Source organism: Sulfitobacter sabulilitoris, from assembly GCF_005887615.1.
Lineage (GTDB): Bacteria > Pseudomonadota > Alphaproteobacteria > Rhodobacterales > Rhodobacteraceae > Sulfitobacter_E > Sulfitobacter_E sabulilitoris.
In genome coordinates, this window is the sequence record NZ_VANS01000001.1 from 535,682 (window position 1) to 547,394 (window position 11,713).

The 11,713-nt window shown below is 64.9% G+C and carries 12 protein-coding genes; 11 read left to right on the forward strand and 1 reads right to left on the reverse strand.

The features are described from left to right. Nucleotides 1–5 precede the first annotated feature (5 nt). The 9 genes from dxr to lpxB all read left to right on the forward strand — a co-directional run bounded on the left by dxr (nt 6) and on the right by lpxB (nt 9,180). A complete protein-coding gene (gene dxr, locus FDT80_RS02450; protein WP_138660646.1) occupies nt 6–1,181 on the forward strand; it encodes a 1-deoxy-D-xylulose-5-phosphate reductoisomerase in 1,176 nt (391 codons plus the stop codon). 4 nt (nt 1,182–1,185) lie between these two features. Beyond that, a complete protein-coding gene (gene rseP, locus FDT80_RS02455; RefSeq protein WP_138660647.1) occupies nt 1,186–2,535 on the forward strand; it encodes an RIP metalloprotease RseP in 1,350 nt (449 codons plus the stop codon). A gap of 132 nt (nt 2,536–2,667) precedes the next feature. Beyond that, nucleotides 2,668–2,793, forward strand: coding sequence for a hypothetical protein (locus FDT80_RS19165; protein WP_281278382.1), 126 nt, complete (start codon nt 2,668–2,670; stop codon nt 2,791–2,793). A 148-nt stretch (nt 2,794–2,941) separates the two neighbouring features. Further along, on the forward strand, nt 2,942–5,299 hold the full coding sequence (gene bamA / locus FDT80_RS02460; protein ID WP_138660648.1) for an outer membrane protein assembly factor BamA: 2,358 nt from the start codon (nt 2,942–2,944) through the stop codon (nt 5,297–5,299). Between the two features lie 8 nt (nt 5,300–5,307). Continuing rightward, on the forward strand, nt 5,308–5,889 hold the full coding sequence (locus tag FDT80_RS02465) for an OmpH/Skp family outer membrane protein (protein ID WP_246039813.1): 582 nt from the start codon (nt 5,308–5,310) through the stop codon (nt 5,887–5,889). A gap of 97 nt (nt 5,890–5,986) precedes the next feature. Further along, on the forward strand, nt 5,987–6,451 hold the full coding sequence (gene fabZ / locus FDT80_RS02470) for a 3-hydroxyacyl-ACP dehydratase FabZ (RefSeq protein ID WP_138660649.1): 465 nt from the start codon (nt 5,987–5,989) through the stop codon (nt 6,449–6,451). A 4-nt stretch (nt 6,452–6,455) separates the two neighbouring features. After that, nucleotides 6,456–7,238, forward strand: a complete 783-nt coding sequence (gene lpxA, locus FDT80_RS02475) for an acyl-ACP--UDP-N-acetylglucosamine O-acyltransferase (protein ID WP_138660650.1) — start codon at nt 6,456–6,458, stop codon at nt 7,236–7,238. Further along, nucleotides 7,238–8,029, forward strand: coding sequence for an LpxI family protein (locus FDT80_RS02480; protein WP_138660651.1), 792 nt, complete (start codon nt 7,238–7,240; stop codon nt 8,027–8,029). The genes lpxA and FDT80_RS02480 overlap by 1 nt, the downstream gene beginning before the upstream one ends. Further along, the gene (lpxB, locus tag FDT80_RS02485) at nt 8,029–9,180 is read left to right on the forward strand and encodes a lipid-A-disaccharide synthase (RefSeq protein WP_138660652.1); all 1,152 of its coding nucleotides are present in this window, start codon (nt 8,029–8,031) and stop codon (nt 9,178–9,180) included. Before FDT80_RS02480 ends, lpxB begins: the two co-directional genes overlap by 1 nt. Nucleotides 9,181–9,292: 112 nt before the next feature. Here the strand turns inward: lpxB and mnmA are convergent, their stop codons facing one another. After that, nucleotides 9,293–10,435 carry a tRNA 2-thiouridine(34) synthase MnmA gene (mnmA, locus tag FDT80_RS02490; protein WP_138660653.1) on the reverse strand — a complete coding sequence of 381 codons (1,143 nt, stop codon included), beginning with the start codon at nt 10,433–10,435 and terminating at the stop codon, nt 9,293–9,295. A 124-nt stretch (nt 10,436–10,559) separates the two neighbouring features. Between mnmA and sciP the strand changes: the two genes are divergently transcribed. Together sciP and ctrA are read left to right on the forward strand one after the other, a co-directional pair. Beyond that, nucleotides 10,560–10,838: a CtrA inhibitor SciP gene (sciP, locus tag FDT80_RS02495; RefSeq protein WP_138660654.1), complete on the forward strand. Its 279-nt coding sequence runs from the start codon at nt 10,560–10,562 to the stop codon at nt 10,836–10,838. A gap of 97 nt (nt 10,839–10,935) precedes the next feature. Then, nucleotides 10,936–11,655, forward strand: coding sequence for a response regulator transcription factor CtrA (gene ctrA / locus FDT80_RS02500; protein ID WP_138660655.1), 720 nt, complete (start codon nt 10,936–10,938; stop codon nt 11,653–11,655). Nucleotides 11,656–11,713 lie beyond the last annotated feature (58 nt).

The following is an 11,713-nucleotide window of genomic DNA, read 5'->3' on the forward strand; positions in this document are numbered from 1 at the left end:
TCGCGATGCCGCGACGGGTCAGCATTTTCGGCGCCACGGGCTCCATCGGGCAGAACACCATCGATCTGATCGCGCGGGCGCCCGGCGACTATACCGTCGTGGCGCTGACCGGTGCGACGAATATCGACCGGCTGGCCCGCGACGCGCGCGCCCTGAACGCCCAGATTGCCATCACCGCACACGACGACCTGTTGGCGGACCTGCGCGCCGCCCTGTCCGGAACCGGGATCGAGGTTGCGGCCGGCGCGCGGGCGGTCGAGGAGGCGGCGAGCCGTCCGGCGGACTGGGTGATGTCGGCCATCGTCGGGCACGCCGGGCTGGCCCCCGGGCTGGCCGCCTTGCGACAGGGCGCGACGCTGGCGCTGGCCAACAAGGAATCGCTGGTCTGCGCCGGGGCGTTGATGCTGGGCACGGCCAGGGCGCACAATGCGCGGATCCTGCCGGTGGACAGCGAACATTCGGCGGTGTTTCAGGCATTGACGGGCGAGGACATGGCAGCCGTCGAGCGCGTGATCATCACCGCATCCGGCGGCGCATTCCGCGACTGGCCGATCGAGGATCTGGCCGCGGCGACCCCCGGTCAGGCGGCCACGCACCCCAATTGGGAGATGGGCCAAAGGATCACCATCGATTCCGCATCGATGTTCAACAAAGCGATGGAAGTTATTGAAACTCGTGAATTTTTCGGCGTTGATCCCGACCAGATCGAAGTCCTGGTGCACCCTGAATCTATGGTGCACGCGCTTGTCGGCTTTCGCGACGGTGCCTTGATGGCGCATGTGGGGCCTGCGGATATGCGCCATGCCATCGGCTACGCGCTGCACTGGCCCGAACGGCGCCACATCCCGGTCGAACGGCTGGATCTGGCGGCCATCGGATCGCTGAGTTTCCGCCCGCCCGACGACACCCGCTGGCCCGCTTTGCGCCTTGCGCGCGACGTGATGGCCATGGGCGGTCTGGCCGGTGCGGTGTTCAATGCCGCCAAGGAATGTGCACTGGACGGGTTCATCGCGGGGCGGATCACATTTCCCGAAATGGCACAGGTCGTAGAGACCGTGCTGGACCGGATCGCGACCCGGGGAGGTCATATTGACGCCACCATGACCCTTGATAACGTCGCGCAAGCAGACCATGTGGCACGACAAGAGGCCCGCGCGGTCATCGAAAAAAGAGCAGGGTAGAAATTTGGACATCATGGCACTGATCCCGCAGTTCGGCGGTTTGATCTGGACGATTGCGGCTTTCGTACTGGCGTTGTCGGTTATCGTGGCGATCCACGAATACGGCCATTACATCGTCGGGCGCTGGTCGGGCATTCATGCCGATGTGTTCAGCCTTGGCTTTGGACCGGTGCTGTATTCGCGGTATGACAAACGCGGCACCCGCTGGCAGGTGGCGCTGCTGCCCTTTGGCGGCTACGTGAAATTCGCGGGCGACGCCAACGCCGCCTCGGGCAAGGATGCGGATGCGATGGCCGAGGTCGAAACGGACCCCGAGGCCCTGCGCCGCACCATGCATGGTGCGCCGCTCTGGGCGCGCGCGGCGACGGTGGCGGCGGGGCCGGTGTTCAATTTCGCGTTGTCGATCATCGTTTTTTCCGCCGTGGTCCTGTCAAGCGGGGTGGCCCGCGATCCGCTGACCGTCGGCGATTTGCGGCCCTTGCCGTTCGAGCCGCGCGGCCTTCAGACCGGGGACGAATTGTTGGCGATCAACGACACGCCCGTGCCCAGCCTCGAGGACGACGCCTATTCCAGCTTCATCTCGGGTCTGCCCAAGACACCCACGCTGCAATACCGCGTGCGCCGCGACGGGGTCGAACAGGTGGTGCCGGGCGCCTATCTGCTGCCGCCGCTGGTGTCGGCGCTCAGCCCGCAGAGCGCGGCACTTGGCGCCGATCTTGAGGTCGGCGACGTGATCATCGCGATCGACGGCGAACCGATTTTCGCCTTTGATCAGCTCAAGCAGGCGGTCGAGGGCGGCAACGGCGCGCCGCTGGCGCTGACGATCTGGCGCGACGGCGACACGCTCGACGTGACCCTGACCCCAAAGCGCGTGGACGAACCGCAACCCGACGGCGGTTTCGTCACCCATTGGCGTATCGGCATCGCCGGCGGCATGGCATTCGAACCCGCCACGCAATCGCCCGGCGTCGGCGAAGCGATCGGCAGCGGCGTCGCCCAGACCTGGCGGATCATCAACGGCTCGCTGTCCGGGCTGGGCCACATGATCACCGGCGCAATCAGCACCTGCAACCTGTCGGGGCCCATCGGCATCGCGCAGACAAGCGGCGCGATGGCCAGCCAGGGGGCGCAGTCCTTCGTGTGGTTCATCGCGGTGCTCAGCACGGCGGTCGGGCTGCTGAACCTGTTTCCCATCCCGGCGCTGGATGGCGGGCACCTTGTGTTCTACGCCTACGAGGCCGTGACCGGCAAACCGCCGAGCGACGGCGCGCTGCGCATCCTGATGACCGCCGGTCTCGCGATGGTGCTGACGCTGATGGTGTTCGCGCTTGGCAACGATCTGTTCTGCCCCTGATCCGGGGGCAGGGCGGCGCATCGGCCATATCGGCGCGCAGACCGGATGAAATTGCCATGATTACGCCACATTTCGACAAAATCGCGTCATAATCGCAGGTTATGCAGGGGTCACCAAAGCAATAGGTGACTTATGCAAACGATTCAAAACAGCTACCGCGGCCTCAGCCTCCTGATGGATCTCAACTGGGATCTGGCCCTCTATCTGTGCACCATCGCGCTGGCGCTTCTGGCCGGGGCCTTTGTCGGCAGCCTCTAAGTTACACAATTGCAACGGTTTCGACCCTGACAGGCGCCCACTGGGCGCCTATTTAGTTGTTTGGCCAAATTGGGCTACATGGTTTTGACAAGACAGGCTATTCTGGGTACTCACATACTCAACATTGTCTTAAGATTGGGTTTGAACCATGGGACTGAGGATTACGGGCACCGATGTCCGGACACGGGCATTTTCTTTCGAGCTTTCAGGTCTGCTGCGCGCCGTCAGCGTTTGCGCCGCATTGACAGGGACTTGCGCGATTTACGCCAGCCCCGTCGCGGCCCAGAACTACACCTTCAACAGCGTCGTCATCGAGGGCAACAGCCGGATCGGCAACGCGGCGATCCTCAGCCGGGCCGGAATCGCCCGTGGTCAGTCGATCAGCGCCGGCGAACTGAACGAGGCCTACCAGCGGCTGGTGAACAGCGGCCTGTTCGAAAGTGTCCGGATCGAACCGCGCGGCGGTACGCTGGCGATTTCGGTGGTGGAACTGCCGACCGTCAACCGCATCAGCTTCGAAGGCAACCGCCGCATCAAGGACGAGGCGCTCGAGGCGGTGATCAACTCGGGCGAGCGCCGCGTCTTCAACCCCGCGCAGGCCGAACGCGACGCCGCGGCCATCGCCGAGGCCTATGCCAACGACGGGCGGCTGGCCGCCAAGGTAACGCCCCGCATCATCAAACGCAGCGACAACAGAGTCGATGTGGTGTTCGAAATCTTCGAAGGCGACAACGTCGAGATCGAGCGCATCAGCTTTGTCGGCAACCGCGTCTATTCGGATCGCCGCCTGCGCCGGGTTCTGGGCACCAAGCAGGCGGGCCTGTTCCGGTCGCTGGTGCGGCGCGACACGTTTGTCGAGGACCGCGTCGAATTCGACAAGCAGGTCCTGCGCGATTTCTACCTGTCGCGCGGCTATGTGGATTTCCGGGTCAATTCCGTCAACGCCCAACTGACCGAGGAGCGCGACGGCTATTTCCTCGTGTTCAACGTGCAGGAAGGCCAGCAGTTCAAGTTCGGCGACGTCTCTGTGATCAGCGAGATGCCGAACGTCGATGCGGATGCTTATCGCGACATCATCAAGGTAAAGCCGGGTGTGGTCTATACGCCCAGCCTGGTGGAAAACGAGATTGCCCGCATCGAACGCCAATCGATCCGCGATGGCGTCGATTTCCTGCGGGTCGAGCCGCGCATCACCCGCAACGACCGCGACCTGACGCTGGACGTCGCGTTTGTGCTAAGCCGCGGGCCGCGCGTCTTTGTCGAGCGGATCGATATCGAGGGCAACACCACGACGCTGGACCGGGTGATCCGCAGCCAGTTCACCAGCGTGGAGGGCGACCCGTTCAACCCGCGCGAAATCCGTCAGAGCGCGGAACGGATTCGCGCGCTGGACTTCTTCGAGACCGCCGAGGTCGAGGCCCGCGAGGGATCCGGCCCCGACCAGGTGATCGTGGACGTCGACCTCGAGGAAAAACCGACCGGCTCGCTCAATTTCGGTGGTTCGTTCTCGACAAGCTCGGGTTTCGGCGTCGCGGTCAGCTTTGCCGAGCAGAACTTTCTGGGGCGCGGCCAAAAGCTGTTCCTGAGCGTCTCGACCGCCGAACAGGCCAAGCGGTACGGCATCGCCTTCGTCGAACCGCGGCTGCTGGGCCGGGATCTGCAATTCGGCCTTGAGCTTGATGTCTCCGAGACGAATTCGTCCTTTTCGACCTTCGATTCCGATCGGATCCTGTTCCGGCCCAGCCTGACCTTCCCGGTGAGCGAAAATGGCCGCCTGCAGGTCCGCTATACCGGTGAAGAAGTCGATATGCTGGCGCGCACACCCCCGGTGAACGGCCCGGTGATCGGCAACGAAATCGCGGTGGGCAAGCAATTCTCCAGCGCCATCGGCTATCAGTACACCTATGACACGCGGTTGACGGGGCTGGACCCGAACGCCGGGGTTTTGGTGCAGTTCACCCAGGATTTCGCCGGTCTGGGTGGCGACAGCGAATACCTGAAATCCACCGCCAAGGTCGTTGGCGAAACCAAGATCTTCAACGAGGAAGTGACCCTGCGCGCCACACTGGAAGGCGGCGCATTGAACTGGAAGGGCGGGGCCAACCGCGCGCCTGACCGCTTCCTGCTGACGCCCAACATCATTCGCGGCTTCGAGCCGGGCGGCATCGGGCCGCGCGACCTGACCGTGTCGGGCGACGATCCCTTGGGCGGCAACCTGTACGTCGCGGCCCGGTTCGAGGCGGAATTCCCCATCGGCCTGCCCGAGGAATACGGAATTTCCGGCGGCGTGTTCTATGACGTGGCCAACCTGTGGAACCTCGATGATGTCGATCTTTCGGGCGGCAGTGTGGTCGGCGAAAGCGGATCGTTCCGCCATGTGATCGGCGTGTCGGTGTTCTGGGACACGCCGGTGGGCCCGTTGCGGTTCAATTTCACCGATGCGATCAAAAAGGAAACCTTTGACCGCGAGCAAAGCTTCGAGCTGACGCTGTCCACCCGGTTCTGAGGCCGCTGATGCCCAGCCGCGCGATGGCGACCTTGCGGAGCGTTTTCCTGGCCCTGTCCCTGATCGGGGCGGGGCCTGCGCTTTTCGCGCAGACCGCCGGCGCGCCGCTGACCATCCAAAGCCCGATCCTGACCATCGATTCCGACAGGCTTTACCTGGAAAGCGCCTTTGGCCGCCGCACCGCCCGCGAGATAGAGGCGCAGGGCGCGGAACTGGCCGCCGAGAACCGTCGCATCGAGGCGGCGCTGACCGCCGAGGAAAAGGATCTGACCGAACGCCGCCCGACGATGGAACCCACAGCGTTTCGTGCGCTGGCCGATGCGTTCGACGAAAAGGTCCAGACCACGCGGCGTGAACAGGATGCCAAGACGCGCGCCCTGAACCAACAGCTCGAAGAGCGCCGGTCGGTGTTTCTGACGGCGGCGGCGCCGGTGCTCGAAACCCTGATGCGCGAGGCCGGGGCGGCGGTGATTCTCGAAAAGCGATCGGTGTTCCTGAGCGCGAATGCCATCGACATCACCTCCGACGCCCTGGCCCGCATCGACGCGGTACTGGGCGACGACGGGAAACGCCCGGCGCCGCAGGACTGACCGCCACGCCACCGGCGCAGGGCCGCGGTCTTGCCCCATCGCGGCGGAGTTGATACCCAAACGCCATCAGGCGACTGAGCGAAAAGGAAGAATGATCATGTCCACCCAAGGCCTCAGCGCGGATATTCAGTTGATCCAACGGATCCTGCCGCATCGCTATCCATTTCTGCTGGTGGACAAGGTCGTCGATATCGACGGCACCGCCAGCGCGCGCGGCATCAAGAATGTCACGATGAACGAACCGCATTTCCAGGGCCATTTTCCCGGTCTTCCGATCATGCCGGGCGTCACCATCGTCGAGGCGATGGCCCAGACCGCGGCCGTCATGGTGGGCACCGCCCTCGACATGGCCGATCGCGAGATGAAGGTCTATTTCATGTCCATCGACAACTGCAAGTTCCGCCGCAAGGTGATCCCCGGCGATGTGCTGGAGATGAAACTGACCACGCTGCGCGGCAAGCCCGGCGGCAAGGTCTGGAAATTCAGCGGTGTGGCCGAAGTCGAAGGCGAACTGGCCGCCGAGGCCGAGTTCACCGCGATGATGGACCTTCCCAAGGAGTGATGGCATGAGCCTGATCCACCCCAGCGCGGTGATCGAGCCGGGCGCCAAGATTGATCCAACGGCACGTGTCGGCGCGTTTTCCCTGATCGGGCCCGAGGTCGTTCTGGGCCCCGACGTCGAGGTGAAATCCCATGTCGTCGTCACCGGCCGGACGCAGGTCGGTGAAGGCACGGTGATCTTTCCCTTCGCGGTGATCGGTGAAATCCCGCAGGACCTGAAGTTCAGGGGCGAGGCGAGCCAGCTTGTCATCGGCAAGCGCAACCGCATCCGCGAGCATGTCACGATGAACTGCGGCACCGAGGGTGGCGGCGGTGTGACGCAGGTGGGCGACGACGGGTTGTTCATGGCCGGATGCCACATCGCCCATGACGCCCGGATCGGGGATCGGTGCATCATCGTGAATTCCGTCGCCATCGCCGGGCATTGCGTGCTTGAGGATGACGTGATCGTCGGCGGCCTGTCGGGGGTGCACCAGTTTGTGCGCATCGGACGCGGAGCGATCATCGGTGCGGTGACGATGGTCACCAACGACGTGATCCCCTATGGCCTGGTGCAGGCCCCGCGCGGCGAGCTTGACGGGCTGAACCTCGTCGGGCTCAAGCGCCGCGGCGTGGCGCGGGCCGACATCACCGCGCTGCGCGCCGCGTTCCAGATGCTGGCACAGGGCGAGGGCACGTTTCACGACCGTGCCCGCCGCCTGCGCGAGGAGACGGCAAGCGACTATGTCCGCGAGATCGTCGACTTCGTGCTGAGCGACAGTGACCGTCATTTCCTGACGCCGCGCTGATGCTGGCGCTGATCGCAGGACGCGGGACATTGCCCGCACAGGTGGCGCAGGCGCAGGCCAGCGCCCCCCTGATCGTGACCCTCGAGGGCTACGCGCTCGACGGTCTGGACCCCGACATCGTGTTCCGGCTCGAACATCTGGGCAGCCTGCTGGTCGAGCTGGGCCATCGCGGCGTGACCGACGTCTGCCTGTGCGGCAGCGTCGATCGCCCGCAGGTGGACCCCTCGGCCATCGACGCGGCGACCCTGCCGCTGGTTCCGTTGATCCAGGCGGGTCTGGCCAAGGGCGACGACGGGGCGCTGCGGACGCTGATGGACCTGTTCGAGCAGACCGGATTTACGGTGCGCGCGGCGCAGGATCTGCTTCCCGATCTGATCGCGACCGCCGGGGTGCTGAGCCGGGCTGCACCGACGGCGCGCATTCGCGAGGACGCGCGGCGCGGATTGCAGGTGCTGGCGGCGCTGGCGCCGCTGGACGTGGGGCAATCCTGCGTCGTGAGCGGCGGACAGGTTCTGGCGATCGAGGCCTTGGGCGGCACGGATTTCATGCTGTCCACCCTGCCGGACACGCCGCTGCGCGACGGCGCCGTGCTGGTCAAGGGCCCCAAGACCGGGCAGGATCGCCGCGCCGACATGCCCACCATCGGCCCCGATACCGTCGCCACGGCCGCCGCTGCGGGCCTTGCGGGCATCGTCATCGACGCGGGCGGTGTGATCCTGCTCGATCCGGACGAGGCGATCGAGCAGGCCAATGCGGCGGGGTTGCTGCTGTGGTCCCGGACGGCCGAGTGATGCGCGTCTTTCTGATCGCAGGCGAAGTGTCCGGCGACAGCCTGGGGGCGGCGCTGATGGCGGGCCTGAAGGACCTGGTGCCGGATGTCAGTTTCGACGGCGTCGGTGGTGCGCAGATGCAGGCCGAGGGCCTGCAAAGCCGCTTTCCGATGGATGAGCTGAGCGTGATGGGCCTGGCGGAGATATTACCCAAGTACCGCGCGTTGAAGGCCCGGATCAGCCAGACCGCGCAAGCCGTGATCGACACCGGCCCGGACGTGCTGATCACCATCGACAGCCCCGATTTCTGTCTGCGGGTCGCGCGCCGCGTCAAGGCGGCGCGCGACATCCGCACGGTGCATTACGTGGCGCCCACGGTCTGGGCCTGGCGCGCGGGCCGGGCCGAAAAGATGGCGCAGGTGATCGACCATGTGCTGGCGCTGTTCCCGTTCGAACCGCCCTTCATGACCGCCGCCGGGATGGAGTGCGATTTCGTCGGGCACCCGGTGGTGGCGCAGCCCGTGGCGACACCGCAGGACGCGCAGGCGTTTCGCGCCGCATACGGCCTGGGCGACGCGCCGGTGATGTTGGTCCTGCCGGGATCGCGCCATGGCGAGGTCAGCCGCCTGTCGCCGGTCTTTGCCAGGGCGGTGACGCCGGTTCTGGCCGCGCGTCCGGATCTGCGCATCGTGATCCCCGCCGCCGCCCCGGTGGCCGCGGCGGTCCGTTCACGGGTGGCCGATTGGCCCGGCGCGCCGATCGTCCTGGACCCGCGGCAAATGTCGGCCGATGTCGCCGCGACCACAAAGCGCGCCGCCTTCGGTGCGGCGGATCTGGCCCTGGCGGCTTCGGGCACGGTATCGCTGGAACTGGCGGCGGCGGGAACGCCCATGGTGATCGCCTATGACATGAACTGGCTCAGCCGGCAGATCATCACGCGGATGCTGCGCGTGGACAGCGTGACGCTGGTCAACCTCGTGTCGGACACGCGCGTGGTGCCGGAATTCATCGGGGCCGATTGCCTGCCCGAGCGGATCGGCGCGTCGCTGTTGCAGGTCCTGGCCGACCCGACGGCGCAGCAAGCCGCCATGCGCACCACGATGGAGCGTCTGGGGCAGGGCGGAGAGCCGCCCGGTCTGCGCGCGGCGCGCGCGGTTCTGGCGCGGATGTGACCCATTGGCCGCGGCTGCGCCGCGACACGATCATGCGGTCTTGGCCGCGGGCCAAGACCGGTGCCTCCGGCGGGGATATTTCCAAACAAGAGAAGCCGGGCCGCGGGACCGGTCAGCCCTTGTGGATCCAGCCGCCGCCGTAGATGCGGCTGCTGTCGGTATCGTAGAAGACGCAGGCCTGGCCGGGGGAGACGCCTTCTTCGGGGGTGAGCAGTTCGACTTCGGCCTCGGTTGCGCTGATCGGGCGCAGGATGGCATCGGTGGGCGGCCGGGTGGAGCGGACGCGCACGGCGATGTGCCATTCGGGCCGCGACATCAGATCGTCGTCGCCCAGCCAGTTGATTTCGCGCACCGGCACCGTCCGGGTCGAGAGCATCGCCTTGGGGCCGACGACGACCTGTTTGGCCTCGGGGTCAAGTTTCACGACGTAGAGCGGATCGGCCAGCCCGCCGATGCCAAGCCCCCGCCGTTGGCCGATGGTGTAGTTGATGACGCCCTCATGGGTGCCCAGCACGCGGCCATCGACATGCACGATGTCACCGGGATCGGAGGCTTCGGGGCGCAGTTTGCGGATCACCGCCGCGTAGTCGCCATTGGGCACAAAACAGATGTCTTGGCTGTCGGGCTTCATCGCGACGCTGAGACCGTATTTCGCGGCCAGGGCGCGGGTGTCGGCCTTGGACGCCAGATGGCCCAGCGGAAAACGCAGGTAGTCGAGCTGCCGGGGCGTGGTGGAGAACAGGAAATAGCTTTGATCGCGGTTGGCGTCGGCGGCCGAATGCAATTCGGGGCCCTGCGCGCCCATCTTGCGCTGGATGTAGTGGCCGGTGGCCATGCAGTCTGCCTCGAGATCCTTGGCGGTTTCCAGCAGATCCTTGAATTTCACACGCTCGTTGCAGCGGATGCAGGGCACCGGCGTCGCGCCGCCAAGGTAGCTGTCGGCGAATTCGTCGATCACAGCGTCCTTGAACACGTTTTCGTAGTCCAGCACGTAATGCGGGAAGCCCATCGTCTCGGCCACCCGCCGCGCGTCATGAATATCGAGCCCGGCGCAGCAGGCCCCTTTTTTGGCCAGCGCGGCACCGTGGTCATAGAGTTGCAGCGTCACACCCACGACGTCATAGCCTTCCTCGGCCAGCATCGCGGCCACGACCGAGCTGTCGACGCCGCCCGACATCGCCACCACCACGCGCGTATCGGCGGGTGCCTTGGCAAAGCCAAGCGAGTTCAGGGGGGGCGTGTGATCGAGGGGCATTGGTCTCTCCGGTATCTCTGCGGGAATATATGAAAATCCTAATCACTCTCAAGGGGGCATTTCACCTGTCTTTAAGGGCGATCGCACCAAGGTCTGTGTCACAGAACGAAGGCGAGTAGTACCCATGTATCTCAAGAAAGTCGACGGGCCGCGCGCCGTGACGCTGGCGGACGGCAGCGTAATGACGCTGGCGGACCTGCCACCCAAGGACACCCGGCGGTGGGTTGCGTCACGCAAGGCAGCGGTGGTGCGCGGCGTGGTCTATGGGCTGATCTCGCAGTCCGCGGCGCTGGAGCTTTACCGGATCAGCGATGAGGAATTCGCAGGCTGGGTCCGGGCGGTGTCACATCACGGCGAATTCGCCCTCAAGGCGACGGCGGTACAGAAATACCGACAACTTTAAGGTGATAAAAGCCTTTTCGCACCACGTTAAAGTGTGGTTAACCTTTATCCGGCAGGGTTAACGACACCGAAGCCCCGGCAAGAAGCGGAGATTGTTTATGCGAGTCCTATTGGTTGAAGACGATCCGACGACGTCGAAAAGCATCGAATTGATGCTGACACACGCCAACCTGAACGTCTATGCGACGGATCTGGGCGAAGAGGGCATCGATCTGGCCAAGCTCTACGACTACGATCTGATCCTGCTGGACCTGGATCTGCCGGATATGAACGGCCACGAAGTGTTGCGCCAGTTGCGGTTGAGCCGGATCGAAACGCCGATCCTGATCCTCTCCGGCTCTGACGATACGGAAAACAAGATCAAGGGGTTCGGCTTTGGGGCCGACGACTATCTGACCAAACCGTTTCACCGCGAAGAACTTGTGGCGCGGATCCATGCCATCATCCGCCGATCCAAGGGACATTCGCAATCCGTGATCCAGACGGGCCAGGTTTCCGTGAACCTTGACGCCAAGACGGTCAGCGTCGACGACAAGTCGGTGCATCTGACCGGCAAGGAATACCAGATGCTGGAGCTTTTGAGCCTGCGCAAGGGCACCACCCTGACCAAGGAGATGTTCTTGAACCATCTCTATGGCGGGATGGACGAACCCGAACTGAAAATCATCGACGTGTTCATCTGCAAGCTGCGCAAAAAGCTGAGCACCGCGACGGGTGGCGAAAATTACATCGAAACGGTCTGGGGGCGTGGCTATGTGCTGCGCGATCCCGACCCTGCTCTGTCGGACGGTGTCCGCCGGGTCGCCGTCGGCGCGTGACGCCGACGCGACACCGGGCCCGGACCGTGCGGCACGGACCCGCGCGCGCTGCTCTCCA

What these genes read in the sequence shown, in the direction of transcription:
- dxr (WP_138660646.1), top strand. Translation starts at nt 6, where the DNA reads ATGCCGCGACGGGTCAGCATTTTCGGCGCCACGGGCTCCATCGGGCAG.
- FDT80_RS19165 (WP_281278382.1), top strand. Translation starts at nt 2,668, where the DNA reads ATGCAAACGATTCAAAACAGCTACCGCGGCCTCAGCCTCCTGATGGAT.
- bamA (WP_138660648.1), top strand. Translation starts at nt 2,942, where the DNA reads ATGGGACTGAGGATTACGGGCACCGATGTCCGGACACGGGCATTTTCT.
- FDT80_RS02465 (WP_246039813.1), top strand. Translation starts at nt 5,308, where the DNA reads ATGCCCAGCCGCGCGATGGCGACCTTGCGGAGCGTTTTCCTGGCCCTG.
- fabZ (WP_138660649.1), top strand. Translation starts at nt 5,987, where the DNA reads ATGTCCACCCAAGGCCTCAGCGCGGATATTCAGTTGATCCAACGGATC.
- lpxA (WP_138660650.1), top strand. Translation starts at nt 6,456, where the DNA reads ATGAGCCTGATCCACCCCAGCGCGGTGATCGAGCCGGGCGCCAAGATT.
- FDT80_RS02480 (WP_138660651.1), top strand. Translation starts at nt 7,238, where the DNA reads ATGCTGGCGCTGATCGCAGGACGCGGGACATTGCCCGCACAGGTGGCG.
- lpxB (WP_138660652.1), top strand. Translation starts at nt 8,029, where the DNA reads ATGCGCGTCTTTCTGATCGCAGGCGAAGTGTCCGGCGACAGCCTGGGG.
- mnmA (WP_138660653.1), bottom strand. Translation starts at nt 10,435, where the DNA reads ATGCCCCTCGATCACACGCCCCCCCTGAACTCGCTTGGCTTTGCCAAG.
- sciP (WP_138660654.1), top strand. Translation starts at nt 10,560, where the DNA reads ATGTATCTCAAGAAAGTCGACGGGCCGCGCGCCGTGACGCTGGCGGAC.
- ctrA (WP_138660655.1), top strand. Translation starts at nt 10,936, where the DNA reads ATGCGAGTCCTATTGGTTGAAGACGATCCGACGACGTCGAAAAGCATC.